Here is a 19,992-nt window from a genome sequence, read left to right on the forward strand (position 1 = left end):
ACTAACCTCCTACATCAGCAGTGCTGAGTATAAATTATCGTATTTACTGCTCATTGTTCGTGCATCAGCAACCTTAATAGCATGGTGACGGATACATAGTCCCCGCGGTAAAGTGCAGGCTCTTTGAATTGCAGGAGCAAGTTGATTAAAGTCATTAACACTGACAAGTTCACCTTGCTCTGGAGTAACGACTTCATGAATGCCTCCCACATCACTGGCCACAATTGGAATACCACATGCCATTGCTTCAATTATTGAAAGTGGAAGGCCTTCGCGTTGAGAGTACAAACACATCACATCAATACTTGAATAAAATGCACGCATATCATGTACATTTCCCAAAAAATGAACCCGCGAAGTTAAGTGCAAGCTTCTTACCAAATTTAATAAATACTCTTTTTGGTCTCCATCTCCTGCAAATACCATATGAAAATCATCGGGTAAGTAGCGAAGTGAATGAATCATATCTTTATGACCCTTCCCTTCTATGAGTCTTGCTGCGCAGCCGATTAACTTAACATTATTGGGTAAGTTGAATTGTTCACGAGCTGCTTTAGCATCAATAGCCATAAAGTTTTCGCAATCTATGCCATTTAAAATAGTGCGCTCGGGGATAATCGCAGTTTTGGCTCTAAATTCGTCTGCAACAATGCGTGCGTCAGCAACCCAATATATATTAGTTAACGAATCTAATAACTTTGTAAAAGTGCGTTGTTTTGTATTAGTGAGGTACCATGCGTCATGTATTGTTGAAATATGCCGTACTGAACCTTGCGATAACGAACTTGCTATCCCCGCATAAATCAGTGGCCCAATGTGGTGGCTATGTATTATGTCAATATCATGCTCTTTGATTAGACTTTTGATTTTAGCTATAACAGATAAACATATCCCTGGCTTTTTATCTAAACAAATGACGCGATGACTGAAAGGCTCAAGCTCAGGCCACTGTTCAAATGCAGTATTTCTATCCCCCTCAAGCGAAACAATAATACTTGAATGCTTAAATTGACTGTTTTGAAGCAGCGTTATTGCCATTTTTTCTAAGCCACCTACCTGTAAGTGTTGAACTAAATGCATAACATTCATGATTTTTCTCCTTCAATAATGCCGGTTATTTCCCCGTTATTGACGATAGGAAGTATTGTTACCACCTCAGTGTTAGTTAACTTTTCAATGGTTTGCGTGTCTTTTAAATGGCTATCACAAAGGGCTGCAACAAACACACTTGCACCACCTGTAAATATTCCTAAGATAAGACCTACAATTGCAGTCATCATAATTGAGGTATTTATTGGTTGCGTTGGGCTATATGCGCGTTCAATTGTCTTAACTTTGTCAGGGCCTTCATATTTAACAAGCTTGCCGGTCACTTTGGCCATTTCGTAACGACTGAGCATATCTTTGTATAGTGATTGTTTTACTTCATAGTCACGCTCGAGTTTACGTAATTGCTTTTCAACATCACTGGTCACTAATAAACGATCGCTCACTAGCTTCACTTGCTCTTCTAACATGGCAAACTCTTGCTCTTGCTGTAGTAAGTTGTTGCGTGCCTCTTCAAGTGCTAACAGTTGAGAAACCAGTACACTTGATTCTTTGTTATCTTGAGAAGGTAAGGTATTCACTAACTGCCAAAGCTGATCGATATTTGTTGTACTTAACTGTTCGCTTTTCTCTAGTAATGCTTGTTGACGGCTTTTTAAATTAACGAGGGTACGTTTTTTCTCGATGATTTTGCTGTGCTTATCGGTATAGCGAGTGCGCAGCAAACTGAGTTCTGATTCTGTACGGATTATTTTTTCTTCTAAGTTTCCTAAAATAGGATTTGCTTGCCCTACTTTGCTTACCAGTGCATTAAGCTTTGCTTTTGCACCAGATAGAGCAATCATTTTTTGTTGTTTTTCACTTAGTAAGGTATCAAATGTTTGCCGGTTACTATGAAGCACGGCTGGTAAAGTATTACTGTTTTGACTTTTAAATTCTGCTAGTGCTTCTTCTGAAGCCTCTAATTCTTCACGTAGACTATCAAGTTGTATGTAGAAAAATTGCTCAGACGTATCCAGAGAAGCTTTAGTTGGAGCAAGTAAACGCTCTATAAATTTTTCAACGACCTTTTCAAGCACGGGCTTCATTTGTGCTTGGTTATGCCAAATAAAGTTGATGCGGACCAGCTCATCACCAATCAAAGATAAAGATAAAGCCTTAGACAACTGTTGATGTATTTCTTCAACCTGTTTATTGCTGGCATTTTCAGGGATTAATTGTGTTTCTTTCGCTACAGAGATAAGTACTTTGCGACTGATAACTAAGGTGCGTAACGCTGCAATACGATCTGATAATTGAAATGAGAAAGATAAGTCATCTAAATATGGGTTAAGTAGTGCAGATTCTTCGATTAAAATAGTTGCATGATTGCTGTATTGTTTTTGTGCAAATAAAGCAAGCACAATTACGACGAGTGGCACAATACAAAACGGGATAATAAAAAGCTTAATACGCGTGTATAGCGCATAAAGCCCTAAATATAGTAACCGTTTGATTTGCTCTTTTACTAACATGATTTACCTATTGCTTTGCATTTTGCAAAATGTTTGGGTTATTGATTGCAAATTGAAAATAAATAACCCTGATACATTCATTTAATTAGTAAGTTGCAGGTCTCGAGCCAAAATGCAAAAAGCTGCATGTTGTAGCTATACAAGATGCAGCTTTTAGGTTTTACGATTAAATCAGCAAAATCTTAGTTGTTTACAAACTAACGTGGCTTTTGCTTGCCAACTATGATTATTAGCTTGCTGAGATTGATTAGTTCGCCAGTTTAAGTTTTGTGATTTACTTAAGCTAACTGCATAGTCAATTCGATCGATAAAACCTTGATGGGTGTCTGCTATTAAGATGGTCTCACGATAAGGATCAACCGCAGCAAAGCGTGTTGTAACGATTGGTGTGCCTGTGGCTATGTATTCTTTTAACTTGAGTGGATCACAAGATCTTATCTGCTCATTATCAACAAACGGTAAGATTGATACTTGCCAATGCTGTGAAAATGAAGCTAAACGATCATGCTCTACAGCCTTTATGTGGGTTACATTGTCCAACTTGAGTAGCTCAGAGAAATCTTCTATAAGGTGCCCTATTAACACTAATTGATACTCAGGCCTCTCTTTAGCAAGAGTCAACAATAAGGCTTTATCAAGCCAAGCATTTAAGGAGCCATAAAAACCAATAATTGGTTTGCTTATTTGCTCAAGTTCTCTGGCTTTTGCTGTTTGTGTAGTAAAAAGTGCTAAATCAACCCCATGAGAAAGCATTTTCACTTTGGATTTTGGCATTTTGTTGGCAAGTCGCTCGCTAACAACATAGATAGTATCTGCTTTTTTGATAAGTTCACTTTCAAATGGCGCAACCATTTTGTGATCAACACCAGCCAGTGCTGAGAAGTCATCACCACAATAGTAAATTACTTTATCTTGCTCTCTTGGAGAGATTAAACTAATTGCTGTTGGCACACTTAACCAATACACAATTGGCTCATCACCTATGAAACCTTTTTTATTAAAAATCCACTTATTATATAGCCTTACAATAAGGTTATCGTGCCAAGGTAAAACGGCTAATGTGTGCGCTGTTAAATCTAAATTGAGGCTATGATCAGTTGTTTTAGCATTTGGGCTTGAGCGCTTTGATAAAAAAAGGCTTTTTAATTTATTAAAAACTCGTTTCAAATCAATCAAGCGAAATGTTGGTTTGCGCATCCCAATCGAGTTAATCCAAATAACCTGATGCTGTTTTGCTAGTTGTTTGAATAGATGCTGTGTACTACTTGGGTGACTTTGCCAGTCTTCGCCGAATACAATAAATTTCATAGCGAATCCTCAAGCTGTTTAACAACTTTTGCTGGGTTACCGGCAACGATAGTGTTTGCAGGTACATCTTTAGTTACGACAGCGCTTGCTGCAACAATAGCCCCTTCACCGATTGTTACTCCTGCAAGTACAGTTGCACCAGTACCAATCCAAGCGCCTTGTTTAATGATGATATCGCCTACTTGGCACTCATCATCAGGCTCACCCTTTGCACGTCTTTGTGAATTTAATGGGTGACCAGGAAACCCTGCTAGATACACCCTACCAGCAAGACGCACATCGTCCTCTAGAATGATATTACGCCCCACTGAAAATGCGTTTTGCCAGCCAATATCAACATTACTGCCAATTATAAGCTTAGGTGTAAATTCGCCCTGACTCCGCCCACAAAATGTTGTAATACCACTAATGCGCGTATTATCTTTACAACTAATTTCGAGTTTGCCTAATATTTGTGGCATTCCTGAATAAAGATATAAATTAGCTTTAGTGCCTTTAATTTGGCTTTTAAATAACGGTGTGTAATAAAAGATACGTGCCATCTCGCTAATAGTTGTGCTAATAAGTAAATGCAGTTTAAACAGCAAGGAATGTACACCGGGGATCACCCAAATTTGCGGATTGCGAATAGCTTTTGCAAATTGAAAAAGTGATTTTGCAAATGGGCTGTCACTTGATTTTAACCAATGTTTAAGTTGTTCACTCATGTGCGTTCTCCCGTTGTCTATCCATTACCAGCTTTTCTAAGGCAATTGTTAAAGCAAGGATTATATAAATAGGCCATGTAAATGCTTGAGTTAAAAATGTTCCAGACACCATAAAGCCAATTAATCCGCCTTTTAACGCTTTCGCATTTACCGCTATTTTTTCATCATTTAACTGCGTATTTATCAAAAATACTCGGTTTAAACTGCGGTAAATACAGGCAATCACTAATATGAAAATGCATATGCCAACAATGCCTGTTTCACCTAAAACTTGAAACCATGTACTGTGTACTGCATGATTCTTGCCATCCCAATGGGGGCTGTAAAAATAGTAATTAACAACAAAATTATTAACGCCAACCCCCGTTAGTGGGTTATGAATCGCCATATTGATCGCTGCTTGCCATGCATAGATACGGCCCATAGCAGATTCATCAACTCCGCCTTCATGTGAACCACCACTTTGCCTATCAGCAATACCAGCAAACGCCACCATAGCAAGCATTCCAACAGCACCAATACAAGCTACAACTACGGGGTTCTTAACTTTTTGATAAATAAAGAAGCTAATCACTGCTGCAATACCGAGTAGTCCGCCTCGACTTTGAGTCGCAATAACGCCACTAATAGCAATCACTAAGCAAATTAATGCAATTATTCGTCTGACTTTATGCGCACTTGTATCAAACACTTCTGCTGCTAAAAACGACACAGGGAACATCATTACCAATGACAAGTCATTGGGATCGCCTAATTGCGAACGCAGTTCACGTGAGATTGTCACGCGTGTCCCTTCTACTAAACCAATCCCATTCATTTTGTTACTCAGTGCCACTAAGGCTATGGCAGCACCAGAAATCATGATGCCAATTCTGACTGCATTAAAATATTTAAGTGATGTCATCCACCAAGAAATTGCAAAGACCATTATGAGCACTTTAGTTAAAACGCCACTCCAGTACTCCATCGCAAGTCCACGATTAGACGCACTGAATACACACACGGTGAGCCAAACAAACCATAAAAAGAACACAAGGTGACTTGTTTGCCAGTGAGGCTTAAGTTTTTGAGAAATGAAAAGATGCCAAACAATACCAAGCAACGATGCAAGTGCTAGTAGCTTTGGTATTTTAAAAGGCATTAACATTGGAAATGCCTCATGGAGTCTAAAGTAACTAAACAGGATGAATAATATAATAAATGCAACACTGACTTTTACCGCAGTGAAGGCAGCGAATGGCAGGAGCAACAAAGCAAATACAGCTATTGGCCCTACCGTTGCGTATGTCACTGCTACAGCAAAAGTAATTAAAATGCCATTAATTAAAAGCGTGTTTTGTTTATAGTAATTGAGCATAATCATGCCCCTTAACTAGCTTTTTAATGGCAGGTAAAAATAGTGACTTATATTGGAAGGCTAATCCGGTAATGTAAAAGACAAGAATAAGCCCTTTAGCTGTTAGTGAACTTTCAAATTGCAGTGTTACAAAGGTTATTGATACTAATGCAAGCCAACTTGGGATAACAGCAAAAAAATCTAGCTGCAAAGGCTCAAGATGTTGACTCAAAATGTAAAAACATACTAATTTAAAGCTTTGCATGATAGCTAAAGCGGCTATTACGCCTTCAACTGCAAAACGTGGTACCAAGAAATACAGTAAAGTTAATCCTAAACATGCAGTTAGCAAATTAACAACAGATACATACACACCATTTTTATGCATGTAACAACCAATATTTAAAATGTCACTGTGATGTCTGATAGCAACAACTAATATTAGCAACACGAGCCATTCGTCATGCCCATGATAGTGAGCTGGTAATACAAAATTAAGTAATAAAGGCGCAATAATGGCCATTATAACGCACAATACAAGACCCGTATTCAGAGACAAAATAGCATACTGTTGATACTGTAATTTGTTTGTTTTGATAAGGTTAAAGCGTTTAGCAAACCACCATAGTCTAATTGGCTCAAAGGTGAATGAGGTTATAATTGCAAACTGAGCCGCAACATAATAATTAGCTAACAATTTTTCATCGAAGTAAGCAACAATGAACCAATTTTCTGCTCCATTACCTGCATAAACAAACAACCCCGATGAAATTATAGAAAGTAAAAACACACCCTGAGATTTTTTGATTCGCCAACTAAACTCTGCGTAGCTAACTTTTATTGCATCAGCAATATCATGAACAGTGAATGCTAAAATAATTAGGGTGCACACAACTCCTGAAACCATCACGCCGGTGATATTATAGCCAAGCACTAATAAAGTAATTGTTAAACACGTTTGAATCAGAGCATGAGAAACGCTGTAAAAACAATACTTTTGCGCATGATCAAATAGTCGATAATAGGTATAAGGAATACTTAATATGGCTGCTAGCGCAAGATTTATTATTAATAACTTGAGATCTATCAGCTTGATATTGGCGGGTAATGCTTTGATGATATCTTCTGAAAAAACAAATCCAAAAAGAATGAACATTAGACAGAAGAATAGAATTAAGATTAAAGCGTCACGAAACAATGCCATTTTTTCTTTAAAAGAATCGTATTGTTGCTTTAGCAATAACTCAGGTAACCCTAATGAAACGACCAGAGAACATAATGCAGACAGTGTTACTAGAAAGTTTAATTGACCAAACTCCTGTTGTTCTAAAAGGCGAGTTGTAATGGGTAAAAGTATAAAACCCATTCCTTTCACCGCAAAAATTGCACATGCAAAGTAGCCTATTTGCTTTAAGTTACTCATGGTCGTTCCTTATAAAGATTCAACCCATTGTGATAACCGTTCTGCCTGTTTTATTGCGTTATAGTTTAGATTTACATGCTGTTTAGCATTTTGACCTAGCATATAACGCTGATGAGGAGAAAGTTGGTGGAATTTAAATAGCATTTTGCTAATAGCAGAAATGCTCCCAGGCATGCATTTCATTCCAACTTGGGGTGTGACAATTTCGTTTGCCCCCATTAATGTGGTGGTGAGTACAGGTAAACCAGAGGCCATGGCTTCTTTTAACACTAACGGGCCTGTATCCCTATCACCGTTTTCAGCAATACAAAAAGGTGCGATAAGAGCTGAATAGTAAATTAGGTTTTCGCTGACCCAATCATGTGGTTTTTCACCTAAAAACCGGACAGACTTTCTTATTCCTAACTCTTCAGCCATAAAGATTAAATCGTTCAACATAGGGCCATCACCAACAATATCAACAGTGATCCCAAGCTCTTTCGGAATTTGTCTCAAAGCAGGTAATAAGAACTGCAACCCTTTTTTTTCGACTAACCGTCCTATAAAAATTAGCCGGACGGACTCATTAAGTGATGTGGGGCTATGATTAAATTGACTGGTATCGATACCACAATGCAGTAACTTAACGTTACTGTCAGAAAAGCGCTTAAATTGCATAGCCATTTCTTCACAAACAGCTATCGAAAAATCACAAAATGCGAGTTTAGGTTTTAGGTCAGCACTGTTTACATAAACATCATGTCCGTGGCCAATTGATGATACTGTTATATCAGCAAGTTTCGCTGCGACAATGCCATAAGCCAGTGGTCCATGCATAAAATGACAATGTAGATGATCAATCTTTGCCGCTTTTATATAACGTGCAATTTGATAACCGTACGCAAGTAATGATTGAGTTGAAATTGATTTAAATTGAGCTGCAGTGTGAGCTGCTTTTGCTAACTTATAAATATTTAGCATTGAAGGAAGTATTGATTTAAACGCTGGTTTAGTGATTTTTTTCACTTCAATAGCGCTGGTTAAGTTAATCAACACACTGGTTTTTTCGAAGGTTAACACCGTCACCTTGTGCCCTGCGTTTAACAGCGCTTTTATTTCTGTTACAACAAAGGTTTCTGATGCAATCGGAAAGCTTGGGACTAATATAGCAATGTGCTTCATAAAAAAACGCTCCTACAAAAACGGTTATAAGAGCTATGGCAAGTTCCATACCCGACAAAAAAGCCGCTAAATTCCCGAAATGAGATAAAAACATGCTTAGCATTTGCAAAATGCAACGCACAAAGAGAAAAGACTTAGTAATTTAACAGAAAATACAGATTTAAAGCTGGCGTCTAAATTGCGTATTCTTTACTACGTGAAGAAATGCTTTTGGAGCATATTATGAACAGCCAAGTCAGTATTATCATTCCAAACTACAACTGCTTACAGTATTTAGATACTTGTATTAACAGCATTTATCAGCAAAAAAACGTTCAGTTCGAGATCATTATTGTCGATGATGGCTCCACTGATGGCAGTATCAACTACCTACAACGACTTGCCGCTGAAAAAAATGAAGTACGGATTTTTAGTCAACAACGAAAGGGCGTTGTTGCTGCTCGTAACCTTGCAATTACACAATCAAAGTCAGAGTACTTAGCTTTTTTAGATGCCGATGATTATTGGTCTGCTGATAAGCTTGCTAGTCAACTTGCATTCCATCTAAAACATCCTGATTGTGTGTTAAGTTTTACTGACTATATGCATTTTAATGAACAGAATGAGGACATTATTGGTTGTTTCGACTATTGGCCTGAATTTAAATGCAATAAAGAAAGTAAAGATTTCCAATTACTTGAAAACCCAATCAGCCAAATGATCACCACCAATATCGTTGGTACATCATCAGTTATGGTTAAACGTTCAGCCATTGTTGATGTGGGTGGTTTTGACAATAAGTTAAGTAGCGCTACCGATTTAGATTGCTGGTTAAAATTAGCTAAACGAGGTTATGTTGCCTACTCAACACAGTGTGCAATGCACTATTTAATGCGCGCCAATTCTATTACAGCAAATAGAGAAAACCGTTTAGCGGCCATGGTCGAAATAATTAATCGTAACCAATCTGTTGTATCAAACAATGAACTTAAAAAAATCAAAGCGCGATTAAGTGAATGCTATGGTGAATTTTATAGGGAGCTTGGTTACTACTCAAAGGCATTAGCCTACTCTTACAAAGCGTTTTGGTTATTTCCACATAAACGAAATTTTAAACATGTTTTGTATGATTTAAGGCATTTACTTGGGGCTCAATCATGAAAACAACCATTTTAATCATTGATGATGATGAAGCTATATTACGTGCCCTCTCGCGTTTACTATCACCAGACCATGTTGTTGTATGCTTTAGTGACCCATGTGCAGCGATCAAATATACAAAATTAAATAATGTAAACTTAGTTATATGTGATTTACTAATGCCAACGTTAAACGGTTTAACTGTACTTAAAGAAATTCGCCTGATCCAACCACATTGCTCGCGAATGCTACTTACAGGTTATGCTGAGTTAGAAGCAACTAAGCATGCGATATATAAAAACATTGCCAATATCATCACAGCAAAGCCATGGGATAATTTTGAGTTAACGATGATAATCAATCTTTTGATAGAAAATAGCTTTCTACGCGCTAATCAATATGTCGAAAAAGAAAGTTGATAGCTTAGTAAATGGTGATCACTACCTTTGATGACTTGCGTGTGTACTCCAGAAAGTCGCGTTCCTTGGCTTACAATACAATTATCAATTGGTAAACCCGCTAACGAAATAGTCAATTTATTTTCAACAGCAGACCAACTTGCATAGTTACGGCCTTGCTGAGAACAACTGTTGTTATGATTTAAAAAATAACGTGACCAAGGCACAGTATTAAAATCCCCGGCTATAAACCAATGCCCTTTTAATTGAAGCATTTGTTGATCAACTTGCGATAAAAGATAATTTCTTTGCTCCCATAAAAGCTGATTTCTGGGAGATGGCGGATGCAGTAAAATTGTACTCACGACTGTATCTTTGAACAAAAAGTTAAGTTTTACAAAACCTAATTTTGGGTTATCTAAATACTTAATTTGTTTCTGGATAATTGGATGTTTTGAGATAACAATAATTCCAAATGGCGCCCCTTCAACTTCAGCATAGCCAAATAAATGATAACGTCCTTTAAGTTCACTAAGTAGGTGACGCTGTGTATCATTAAATTCAAAGAAAATGAGTATATCGTTGTCGCTATTAACTAGCTGAGTATTAATTATGTCGGTTAAGTATGGATTACTATAATGGACGTTTGCTTGCGCTATTTTTATATCACCTGGTTGAGAGTCAGCTTGATTAAAATAATTATAATGATGAAAGATCAGTACCGTACTTAATACCACGCACACAGCGCCCAATTTCTTAGCCTTATGAACACAAGCCATTGCAAACAGCAAGCTAAACGCAAGCATTTGCCCTCTTAATGAGGCGATAAGATCAAACCAATAGTTATCAACTTGGTTAAAAGCCAATATAAGTATGCAACTATATAAAATAAAAAGTATGAAATTCATCGACCCTCCCTTTGTTGAATTTATAGTTGCATAATTCATTCCTTGCTGAGCTTTTATTTACCCCAAATATTGTATGATGTGTTCTTCACCTTATAAATAATAAGTACCCATAGGTACTTATTACATTAAAAATATTTGTCGATTAGTTAATCGAAACCGTTGATCATTTTTTCGCAAACAACCGGTGTTGGTCTATGGTTATCATCAACAGCTACAAAGGTAAAGCTACCAGAAATAGCCAAGTGCTTATCATCTTTATGCATTCTTTCTAAGAAAATCTCAACGTCTACTTTAAGGCTGGTATTACCTACATGTACAACTTTTGAAATAAGCTCAGCAAATGTTCCAGCAGGAATAGCTTCTTTAAAGTCCACACGGTCAGACGAAATCGTTACAAGTGGCTTTCTACAAAAACGCGTAGCAGCAATAAAAGCCACTTCATCCATCCAAGCTAATGCATCACCACCAAATAAAGTATTATGGTGATTAGTACGGCCAGGAAAAACAGTTTTTGTTACTGAAGTTGTTGAATCAGCAATACGCTTTGCAATAATAGCGTCACGATCGATTTGTTGTGTCATAGTCTCTACTTTTCATTAGCTAATGTGTCTTGCATCATTAGCGCAGGGTCAAGGCGTTCATTCTTCCAATTAAAACGCCAGTCTAAATGAGGGCCAGTTACGCGACCAGTCGCGCCAATTTCAGCAATTTTATCGCCACGCTTAATTTCATCCCCTACTTTGACATCTAATTTGCTTAAATGAATATAAGTTGAAGTAACGCCATGGCCATGATCAAGAATTAACGTGCCGCCTGAGTAATATAAGTCTGCATCAGCAAATACCACAGTGCCACTTACAGGGGCATATACTGGAGTGCCTGTTTTATTTGCAATGTCTAAACCAAAATGCGGTCTGCGTGGCTCACCATTAAAGTAGCGCTGGCTACCATAAACACCTGATATACGACCGGTTGCAGGTTTATAAACTGGGTCTAAAAAGTATCTTAAGTCAGAATTAACTTGCCTAGCTTTACGCACAGCAACAGCTTCACGGCTAATACGCTCAGACACTTCTTTAGGTGGCGAAACATATTTTTTTGCAACACCAGTTATTTTATCAATTTTATAGTCACGCTTGGTGATTGTAATTGCTTGCTCGTGGCTCACACCATTACTATCAACCCAAGCAAGATTATGATTTGTCTCGGCATCACGACCAAAACCAAATACAAAATCACCATTTTCTGAAAGCTTAAGTTTCTCGCCATTAAAACTAACACTTTTAGCACCTTCAATTTGGCCTGTTACTAAACCGCCTTGGGTTAAATGTCCTTTTAATTCAACAGCACTTGCAGTAAGTGAGAACAGCCCTGCAAACGCTGCTACTAGTAATCCTTTACGCATAACTGATTGACCCTTTGCCAACACCTTCGTAAGCAGTAATTTTTACCTCTGATTCAGGGTATTGGTTTTTAACTTGAGAACTTAAGTAGTCTGCAATGCATTCAACAGTGGTATCGCAAGGTAAAATGTCGCAGCGAGACTTATCAATTGCCATTTCAAAATAGCCTTGCTGTGATGTATACGCAAAACACACATCGTTGTCTTGTGCAGTTACATGTTTAAGGTCTGCTTTGTTAATTTCATCTTCAGCAGTGGCTAAATAAATGTCTTCCCATTTATCTGCCCATTCTTTTTGTAAGCGTGGCATAGCCATACCATCAAGGCTAATACCAATTTGCGAACGATGACCATGAATAATACGCTGGCAATTACCATCATGCTTTTTAAGGCCATGGCTGTAATGATAGTAAAAGCTTTGGCTATGTTCTGGGTATAAATTGATTTCGATCTTTTCGATGTTGCTAGGTAGCTCAGGCATTATCGTTTTAATCAAAAACTCAGTTACTGATTTTTCGTCAACAACATCCGCATCAATTAAGCAAAATGCTTGGTTAGGAGCACTCATAGCTAAGTGATAATTATCACCAAAATGGCAATCTAGCACGCTATGCTCAGCATGCTGTGTTAGTGAACCGTTTAATTTGGCAGGCACTGCAAGTTTGTGGTCGATACAGTTATCAATAATGCCCTTGATTTGCTTTTTAACTAAGCCAAAATCAAGCACCATCGACTCATCATTTAATTGGCCATGCAGAGTTAAATCCACAATCCAGCTCTCGCCAACTGCGCCGCGTTTATTACACAAGTAAGAAAAATCAATCACTGTCAGTGAGTTTACAAAAAGGATCATAAATTTCCTTTAGACTGGTTAAAGAATCACAGCAATTATAATGATTTTTACTTCACAATGCGCGGTTTTATCTCCCTTTATCGGCTACAGTTTAATTAAATGGTCATAAAACAAGCGAAAAATAGTAAATAATTAACTGCTCCGAGTTGTTTAGCGTACAAGTGTACGCTAAAGTACGTGGCAATTTCTAAGCGATGAATGAGAGTTATGGAACCTAAAAACAGCTATACAAAAGAAGAATTGGTCCTTTGTGGTCAAGGTGAAATGTTCGGTGAAGGCAATTGTCGTTTACCAAGTGACAACATGCTAATGATGGACCGCATTATCTCTATCACTGCTGACGGTGGTGAGCACGGTAAAGGTCAAATTGTTGCAGAACTAGATATCAACCCAGATCTTTGGTTCTTCGACTGTCACTTTAAAGGTGACCCTGTAATGCCAGGTTGTCTTGGCCTTGATGCTATGTGGCAATTAGTTGGTTTCTTCCTTGGTTGGTCTGGTGGTCCAGGTCTTGGTCGTGCACTTGGTGTAGGTGAAGTTAAATTCACAGGTCAAATCTTACCAACTGCTAAAAAAGTAACCTATCGATTAGACATGAAACGTGTAATTAAACGTAAATTATTCATGGGTATGGCAGATGGTACTGTTGAAGTAGATGGTCGTGTTATCTATGAAGCAAAAGATCTTAAAGTAGGTCTTTTCCAAGATACATCTGCGTTTTAATCTTTAATTAAAGATACAAAAAAGCCCCTAAATGGGGCTTTTTTGCGTAAATAAGGTGCCTATATTAAGTTTTAAACATATTGCGGTTTTCAATGGCTTCTCGCCAGCCACCTAACCATTCAGATTTAGGATCGACTTGTTGATAAGGGCATTGTTCTTTAGAACGGCCTGCCAAGCCTGCTTTATAACCTTGAGAATGAGCTCTTTCTAAACGATCTCTTTTCTGTCTCTTCATAGGTAATATCCTCACCTTTTTATATTTATAGATATGTAGCGAAATTGACATCTACATTTAATGAATAGTTAATAAAACTGTTAAATTCAAATAGCAAAAAGCAATTAAATAAATTGACAATAACTAACGTGCTGATGCTCAAATGAATTAACATTTAAAATGACTAAGTGGTCGTACCTCTTTAACTAAAACCATCTATTAATACACTTAAATTCAGCTAAAAACGATACAGCTCTTTTTAGCTTCAGTATTTGTGACCAACATCATTTGCGCAAAGTTCCCAATTTAATTGTAATCATGACAAATTTATGATGATTACAATTTAAGCAATATAGTTCTTGCATATTAAAAACCAATCGGTCTAATATGGTTGGCATGGAAACAAATAACTCTGTGCCAAGCCGTCGTGGCAGGCCACCAAAAATAGCACGTTCAAATGCAGATACTCGTGCCCTATTAATTAATACCGGGTTAGCTGTATTAACCGAAAAAGGCTTTAGTGCAACCGGTATTGATTTAATCTTAAAATCAGCTCAGGTTCCCAAGGGCTCTTTTTATCATTATTTCAAAAGCAAGAATGATTTTGGTTTAGCCCTCATTGATGCATACGACAGCTATTTTCAGGCCAAGTTAAAACGCCATTTAACAAATAGTTCAACAACCCCTCTTGAGAGGATTGTGCTATTTGCCAATGACGCCAAACAAGGCATGGCAAAGTTTGAGTTTAAGCGCGGTTGCTTAATTGGCAATTTAAATCAAGAGCTCAGCTATCTTGATGACCCAATGATTGATCGTATTAAGCAGGCTTACACTAGCTGGCAAGCTTTAATTGAGCAGTGCTTAATCGACGCCAAGCAGCAAAAACAAATACCTCAAGTTTCAGATTGTAAAATGCTTGCTGAGTTTTTCTGGATTGGCTGGGAAGGTGCAGTAATGCGCTCTAAACTTGATAAATCAAGTGAACCACTTACCCTTTATACAGCACAATTTTTACGATTAATTTTATAAAGCCGTTTAAATACGGTTTTATTTTAACCATTAAAAGACGATCGGTCTAAAAGGAGTCACCATGACAACATCAGTAAAATCGGTAGTTATTAATAAAGATGATCAAGGCTATCGTGCCGAATACACAGACTTTCCTGTAGAGAGCATCCACCAGCATGATGTAAATATTGATGTTGACTACAGCACGTTAAATTACAAAGATGCCTTAGCAATCACAGGTAAAGGGCCAGTGGTAAGAACATTTCCTATGATCCCCGGGATTGACCTTGCAGGCACAGTGACAGAGTCTAAAAGCGATGAATTTAAAGTTGGCGATAAAGTGCTGCTAAATGGCTTTGGTGTTGGCGAAAAATACCTAGGTGGCCTAAGTGAAAAGGCGTCTATGAGTGCTGATTGGCTCATCCCCCTACCCGCTAATTTAACACCTAAACAGGCTATGCAAATTGGTACTGCAGGTTATACGGCAATGCTGAGTATTATTGCATTAGAAAAACAAGATATCACGCCCCAAAGTGGTGAAATACTTGTTACCGGTGCAAATGGTGGCGTGGGTAGTTTTGCTATCTACTTATTAAATAAACTTGGCTTCGATGTAGTTGCGACAACAGGTCGAATGAATGAAGCGCAGCACCTTGAAAAATTAGGCGCAAAACGCGTTTTATCTCGCGAAGAATTCTCAGCACCTGGTAAACCACTCGCTAAAGAGCAATTCGCTGGCGCAATTGATTCTGTGGGTAGTCACACCCTTGCAAATGTGTGTGCATCGATTAAATACGGTGGTGTTGTAACAGCGTGTGGGTTAGCACAAGGCATGGACTTTCCAGCAACGGTAGCGCCGTTTATCCTTCGTGGCATTAGTCTAATGGGTATAGATAGTGTAATGCGCCCTAAAGCTGATCGAATTGAAGCATGGCAACGTCTTAGTGAGTTAGTTGAAACTCAGTACCTCGATGCTATTTCGCAAGAAATACCGCTATCTAAAGCCATAGAAAATGCAGAAGCGTTATTAAAAGGTCAAATTCGCGGCCGCGTTGTAGTTAATTGCAAAGAATAAGCTCGAATATAAACATTCTTAGCAAGTTAGCTATAAAACTAGGGTAAAGGCAATTATACTTACCCTAGTTTTGTAATACCGGACAGTCTAATGAGTAATAAAGAAATTTTCAGCAATAACCCACTGCAAGGTGTAGGTATCGAGCAAGTAGTGACAGAGCTTGTCGAGCAATATGGCTGGGAATTGCTCCACGCCTATATGCGTTTAAACTGCTTTAAAAATAATCCAGATGTTAAATCTGCGGTTAAGTTTTTACGTAAAACACAATGGGCACAAGAAAAAGTAGAAAACTTTTATTTGTATCGCCTTAAAAATTTACCACGCCCAGACGATGTAAACTACGAGCTGCCACCTCGAGATCGCGTGATCCCTGCGGATCAAAAACCTGGTGAACCGTGTGAGTTAAGTTTTACCGACGCTAAACGCATTCACGCAAAAAAAGAAGCCAAGCAACAAGCACGAACGCGTAAACAGCGTTCAAGTGCGAGTAATCCTTGGGGCAACTAATCAACAATTGCTAGTTACAAGCTGTCAATTTATAAGAGCCGCCTGTTGAGGCGGTTTTTTATGTGAGTTAGCAAGTTAATATCTTCACAACCAGTCAAACTGGTCAATATTATTTTTTATTAATTTAAGGGTAACGTGGTTATGTTAGACTGAGTGCATCATCATTAATGTCAGTTAAAAAGGATGTATATGTCTAACTACAACGAATCACCTGAACAAATCGCAAACGCAACGCAAGATTTCGTGATGCAACAAACTATGTTGCGTATTAAAGATCCAAAGCCTTCTTTAGATTTCTACCAAAACGTTTTAGGCATGAAGTTACTGGGTAAATATGATTTTCCTAAAATGGAGTTTACGCTGTACTTTTTAGGTTATGAGCAAGAAATGCCAAAAGGCACCGATAAAGAAAAAGCACAGTGGGTATTTCGCCGCCCTGCTCTTATCGAGCTTACGCATAATTGGGGCACAGAAAACGACGACAGCTTTGCTGGTTATCATAGTGGAAATGATGAACCAAAAGGCTTTGGTCATATCGGTATTAGCGTGCCAGACGTTTACGCTGCGTGCGAACGTTTTGCAAAATACGATGTTGAGTTTGTAAAAAAACCAGACGATGGCTCGATGAAAGGCTTAGCTTTTATCAAAGATCCTGATGGGTATTGGATAGAAATACTCTCAGCTAAAGGGATCACTGAGATAATTGAAGAGCATAAGTAAGATTGCACCGTAAATAACCTGCTATTTAGCAGGTTATTTTATTCTTCATTCTAAGGTTTCATTTCTAAATATGAACTTGCTTTAGGGTAAAGTGTTCTACGAAGTGAAAAATTAGTTTGCATAAAAATAGACTGCAAAAAGCAAAGGGAGGTACAAAATAGAACTTACGGCTGCCAGCAACCGCATATTATTACGGCCGAGCATTTCACTAGCATAATCAAGCTTAGGTGACCAAAATAAAGGCAGCAAAGACCATACGATGGCGACGCATAACCACCCATTCCAAAATTCAGGTGTTAAATAAACTTTATCTGTGATGAAACCATAAAATGCGAACAATCCCAATGACATAAAGAGCGCGTTCGTTATTTCTTCAAATTTAACAATCTTAGGACTGTCATCTTTACCTGATAGATATCCATATATCTTAAAAGGAAATGGCACGACAGTAATGGCGAGCAAAATAATAAAGGATATTAGCCAGAACATATATTAATTCCATTTAAAAGCATATTCGACTTTTACAATTAGGCTTATCCCTACATTTTTCAATGATTCAATTAAAACTTTTGGATAATATCAGGACTAAAGGATGTAGCTAAAATTAATTTTCAAGAAAAAGCTACGAACAAAAACAGCGTAAAAAATACATATCCAATGTGATTCACATAATGAAGGTCATTTAGCAACTTTAAATAATCTACTCAATTGTTTCTCTTTTCGGATCTCTTGGAAAAAACTCATCGGGCTGTCTGGTGCATAAATCAAATTCACGGGTATTTTTGTAAGGTAGCTTCATAAAGCCTGCTACACCTACATCTGTGATACTAACCGCGTATTGCATAAGCTTACTTAATAAACGTTTAAATTCAGGTTCTTTACTGGCATCTAGCAGACGATAGTAATGGTGTATCTTCATCCTATCAGGTAAGGCTTCGAAAATGATACAGCCCGTGTGGTGTATTTGGTTAAGCTCAAATACGCATTTTATGACCTTTTTCGGGAGCTGTAATTGCTCATCCGGGTCTTTACCATCTTCAAAGTAAGAATGCGGTCTGGTTATGTCTGAGGCTTGTAAATCCATTACTTCGTAATCAAGCTCAGGTAAATGTTCAAACTTAAAAGCACCGGTGCCATCACGCTCTAGCTGAATGGTCTTACGCGCATCAAACAAACAACATTTAAAGAGACCTTTTTGTTCAATTCCCTGTGCTAACATCACCGTGTTGTTAATGGCATCGGTGAAGGCTGTACCAAGTGTTTCATCATGCAGGATAAGTGATGATTCAACAAACATTGAGTTTTCTTTCCAATGAAAACTTAAGCCCCCTACTACCGGATATTTTGCTAATCGGCTAATAGAAGCCAAAAATGCTTTTTCGGTGTCGCCGGTATCAAATAAAAACTCTTTGTAGTATCTATCGAGCTGGGCATCGTTTACATCAAGTAATTGTTGATTATGGTCAGCTTGTCTTAAAAATTGCTTTCGAGAACTGTAAACCACTGTATCTGGGTGCTCATCAAACTCACTAAACCAATAAGGGATATAAGGTCGAATGACTTTACGAGGCAGTTCAGGTAGGTACGCTTTAGCCATTGTAGGCATGTTACGCATAAAATAATCACCTGCCCCATCTCGGGTTGCTTTATCTTTTGAAAGCATGCCGTCAATGACCCGGGCAAGCTCCATAGGTAAATTTAAGCTTGTTGCCGGAATCACCGCCGCACCAAACCGGCATGATTGTGCAGATGCCAGTGCATAAAGAGTTGAAGCAACACCTTGCTCATCAAATCGTGGCGATGACTGCCCGCCTGACATTTGCTCATCACCAATAAAATAAACATCACCCATACGTGCATTGGTGGTGCTAATATCTGCAGACATAAGATCCATAAAGTTGCTGGCAACCGGATTTCCTTCTGCGTCTATTTGTGCATAAACAGAGCTGCCCCAATCTACCAACGACAACTTATTGGTTTGTTCATCATAAACGATGTTAGATGGTTTAATATCGCCATGCACAATTGGCTGTGGGCTTAAACCATTTTTGTGTTCACGTAAATCTAACAGCACATTACGTAGCCTAAGAGCAAGCGCCATAACTTTTGCTGCGCTGAAACGCCCCTGTTTGATGGAGATTTTTTCTAAGTCTTCACCTAGAGCGCGCTCCATCATTAAAATGCCTTGTTTTTTAATGCGCTCAAAGGCATAAAATTTTGGTACGAGTGGGTTTTTAACTTGCGAGAGCATGTAGGCTTCGTCTTCTAAACGGTCACGTACACTTTGTGCAAGGGTTATCCGTGAAAACTTAAATACCCAAGGTAGGTTTTCATCATCAACACCAGCAAAAACAAATCCAAACGCACCAGAACCAATTAATTCAACGTCACTGTAACCAAGCAAAGTAAGCTGTTTAATACAAATGTTAAGCCATTGACGGTGCTTTTTAGCATCATGGTGAGACAGCAAATAAACAGACTGTTCTTCATTGATATAAAAATTGCGGATTTGTTTGGGATTCACTGCATCTCTCAAAGTTAAGCGGCTTTTAACCGCTTAATTATTGAA

General features: G+C 38.1%; 21 protein-coding genes. 7 read left to right on the forward strand and 14 right to left on the reverse strand.

Annotated elements, in window-relative coordinates; translation table 11 throughout:
- Nucleotides 1-9: 9 nt before the first annotated feature.
- The 7 genes from L1264_RS12800 to L1264_RS12830 form a co-directional block, all read right to left on the reverse strand.
- On the reverse strand, nucleotides 10-1,089 hold the full coding sequence (locus tag L1264_RS12800) for a glycosyltransferase (protein ID WP_235404083.1): 1,080 nt from the start codon (nucleotides 1,087-1,089) through the stop codon (nucleotides 10-12).
- Nucleotides 1,086-2,561: a GumC family protein gene (locus tag L1264_RS12805; protein WP_235404085.1), complete on the reverse strand. Its 1,476-nt coding sequence runs from the start codon at nucleotides 2,559-2,561 to the stop codon at nucleotides 1,086-1,088. Before L1264_RS12805 ends, L1264_RS12800 begins: the two co-directional genes overlap by 4 nt.
- Before the next feature lie 171 nt (nucleotides 2,562-2,732).
- Nucleotides 2,733-3,869 carry a glycosyltransferase gene (locus L1264_RS12810; protein WP_235404087.1) on the reverse strand — a complete coding sequence of 379 codons (1,137 nt, stop codon included), beginning with the start codon at nucleotides 3,867-3,869 and terminating at the stop codon, nucleotides 2,733-2,735.
- Nucleotides 3,866-4,576, reverse strand: a complete 711-nt coding sequence (locus L1264_RS12815) for an acyltransferase (RefSeq protein ID WP_235404089.1) — start codon at nucleotides 4,574-4,576, stop codon at nucleotides 3,866-3,868. Before L1264_RS12815 ends, L1264_RS12810 begins: the two co-directional genes overlap by 4 nt.
- Entirely contained in the window at nucleotides 4,569-5,933 is a 1,365-nt protein-coding gene (locus L1264_RS12820) for an O-antigen ligase family protein (protein ID WP_235404091.1), read from the reverse strand. The genes L1264_RS12815 and L1264_RS12820 overlap by 8 nt, the downstream gene beginning before the upstream one ends.
- Nucleotides 5,917-7,335: a lipopolysaccharide biosynthesis protein gene (locus L1264_RS12825; protein WP_235404093.1), complete on the reverse strand. Its 1,419-nt coding sequence runs from the start codon at nucleotides 7,333-7,335 to the stop codon at nucleotides 5,917-5,919. The genes L1264_RS12820 and L1264_RS12825 overlap by 17 nt, the downstream gene beginning before the upstream one ends.
- 9 nt (nucleotides 7,336-7,344) lie before the next feature.
- The gene (locus L1264_RS12830) at nucleotides 7,345-8,496 is read right to left on the reverse strand and encodes a glycosyltransferase (RefSeq protein WP_235404095.1); all 1,152 of its coding nucleotides are present in this window, start codon (nucleotides 8,494-8,496) and stop codon (nucleotides 7,345-7,347) included.
- A 222-nt stretch (nucleotides 8,497-8,718) separates the two neighbouring features.
- Here L1264_RS12830 and L1264_RS12835 point away from each other — a divergent pair, with 222 nt between their 5' ends.
- Together L1264_RS12835 and L1264_RS12840 are read left to right on the forward strand one after the other, a co-directional pair.
- Entirely contained in the window at nucleotides 8,719-9,636 is a 918-nt protein-coding gene (locus L1264_RS12835) for a glycosyltransferase family 2 protein (protein WP_235404096.1), read from the forward strand.
- The gene (locus L1264_RS12840; protein WP_235404098.1) at nucleotides 9,633-10,034 is read left to right on the forward strand and encodes a response regulator; all 402 of its coding nucleotides are present in this window, start codon (nucleotides 9,633-9,635) and stop codon (nucleotides 10,032-10,034) included. The genes L1264_RS12835 and L1264_RS12840 overlap by 4 nt, the downstream gene beginning before the upstream one ends.
- On the opposite strand, the gene L1264_RS12845 is transcribed toward L1264_RS12840, so the two are convergent.
- The 4 genes from L1264_RS12845 to L1264_RS12860 all read right to left on the reverse strand — a co-directional run bounded on the left by L1264_RS12845 (nucleotide 10,010) and on the right by L1264_RS12860 (nucleotide 13,176).
- Nucleotides 10,010-10,960 carry an endonuclease/exonuclease/phosphatase family protein gene (locus L1264_RS12845; protein ID WP_235404100.1) on the reverse strand — a complete coding sequence of 317 codons (951 nt, stop codon included), beginning with the start codon at nucleotides 10,958-10,960 and terminating at the stop codon, nucleotides 10,010-10,012. The two genes, L1264_RS12840 and L1264_RS12845, sit on opposite strands and share 25 nt — an antisense overlap.
- Nucleotides 10,961-11,067: 107 nt before the next feature.
- Entirely contained in the window at nucleotides 11,068-11,502 is a 435-nt protein-coding gene (locus L1264_RS12850) for an acyl-CoA thioesterase (protein ID WP_135924597.1), read from the reverse strand.
- A gap of 5 nt (nucleotides 11,503-11,507) precedes the next feature.
- A complete protein-coding gene (locus L1264_RS12855) occupies nucleotides 11,508-12,326 on the reverse strand; it encodes a M23 family metallopeptidase (protein ID WP_199526482.1) in 819 nt (272 codons plus the stop codon).
- On the reverse strand, nucleotides 12,319-13,176 hold the full coding sequence (locus L1264_RS12860) for a 6-carboxytetrahydropterin synthase (protein ID WP_135924602.1): 858 nt from the start codon (nucleotides 13,174-13,176) through the stop codon (nucleotides 12,319-12,321). The genes L1264_RS12855 and L1264_RS12860 overlap by 8 nt, the downstream gene beginning before the upstream one ends.
- A 207-nt stretch (nucleotides 13,177-13,383) precedes the next feature.
- On the opposite strand from L1264_RS12860, the gene fabA reads away from it, so the two are divergent.
- Nucleotides 13,384-13,899: a bifunctional 3-hydroxydecanoyl-ACP dehydratase/trans-2-decenoyl-ACP isomerase gene (fabA, locus tag L1264_RS12865; protein ID WP_054553819.1), complete on the forward strand. Its 516-nt coding sequence runs from the start codon at nucleotides 13,384-13,386 to the stop codon at nucleotides 13,897-13,899.
- Nucleotides 13,900-13,963: 64 nt separating this feature from the next.
- Here fabA and rmf read toward each other — a convergent pair whose 3' ends face one another.
- Nucleotides 13,964-14,134, reverse strand: coding sequence for a ribosome modulation factor (rmf, locus tag L1264_RS12870; protein ID WP_138557519.1), 171 nt, complete (start codon nucleotides 14,132-14,134; stop codon nucleotides 13,964-13,966).
- Nucleotides 14,135-14,509: 375 nt separating this feature from the next.
- On the opposite strand from rmf, the gene acuR reads away from it, so the two are divergent.
- The 4 genes from acuR to gloA all read left to right on the forward strand — a co-directional run bounded on the left by acuR (nucleotide 14,510) and on the right by gloA (nucleotide 17,423).
- Complete coding sequence (gene acuR / locus L1264_RS12875) at nucleotides 14,510-15,142, forward strand: acrylate utilization transcriptional regulator AcuR (protein WP_199526481.1); 633 nt, start codon at nucleotides 14,510-14,512, stop codon at nucleotides 15,140-15,142.
- A 61-nt stretch (nucleotides 15,143-15,203) separates the two neighbouring features.
- Complete coding sequence (gene acuI / locus L1264_RS12880) at nucleotides 15,204-16,196, forward strand: acrylyl-CoA reductase (NADPH) (protein WP_199526480.1); 993 nt, start codon at nucleotides 15,204-15,206, stop codon at nucleotides 16,194-16,196.
- 90 nt (nucleotides 16,197-16,286) lie between these two features.
- Complete coding sequence (locus L1264_RS12885; RefSeq protein WP_105180503.1) at nucleotides 16,287-16,703, forward strand: VF530 family DNA-binding protein; 417 nt, start codon at nucleotides 16,287-16,289, stop codon at nucleotides 16,701-16,703.
- Between the two features lie 189 nt (nucleotides 16,704-16,892).
- Entirely contained in the window at nucleotides 16,893-17,423 is a 531-nt protein-coding gene (gloA, locus tag L1264_RS12890) for a lactoylglutathione lyase (protein WP_199526479.1), read from the forward strand.
- Between the two features lie 111 nt (nucleotides 17,424-17,534).
- Here gloA and L1264_RS12895 read toward each other — a convergent pair whose 3' ends face one another.
- Nucleotides 17,535-17,912 (reverse strand): hypothetical protein, encoded by a 378-nt coding sequence (locus L1264_RS12895; RefSeq protein ID WP_135924611.1) that lies wholly within the window; start codon nucleotides 17,910-17,912, stop codon nucleotides 17,535-17,537.
- A gap of 211 nt (nucleotides 17,913-18,123) precedes the next feature.
- Nucleotides 18,124-19,947, reverse strand: a complete 1,824-nt coding sequence (locus tag L1264_RS12900) for a protein kinase domain-containing protein (RefSeq protein ID WP_199526478.1) — start codon at nucleotides 19,945-19,947, stop codon at nucleotides 18,124-18,126.
- Between the last annotated feature and the right edge of the window lie 45 nt (nucleotides 19,948-19,992).

It is taken from the genome of Pseudoalteromonas sp. APAL1, assembly GCF_021532475.1.
GTDB classification, from domain to species: Bacteria; Pseudomonadota; Gammaproteobacteria; order Enterobacterales; family Alteromonadaceae; genus Pseudoalteromonas; species Pseudoalteromonas lipolytica_C.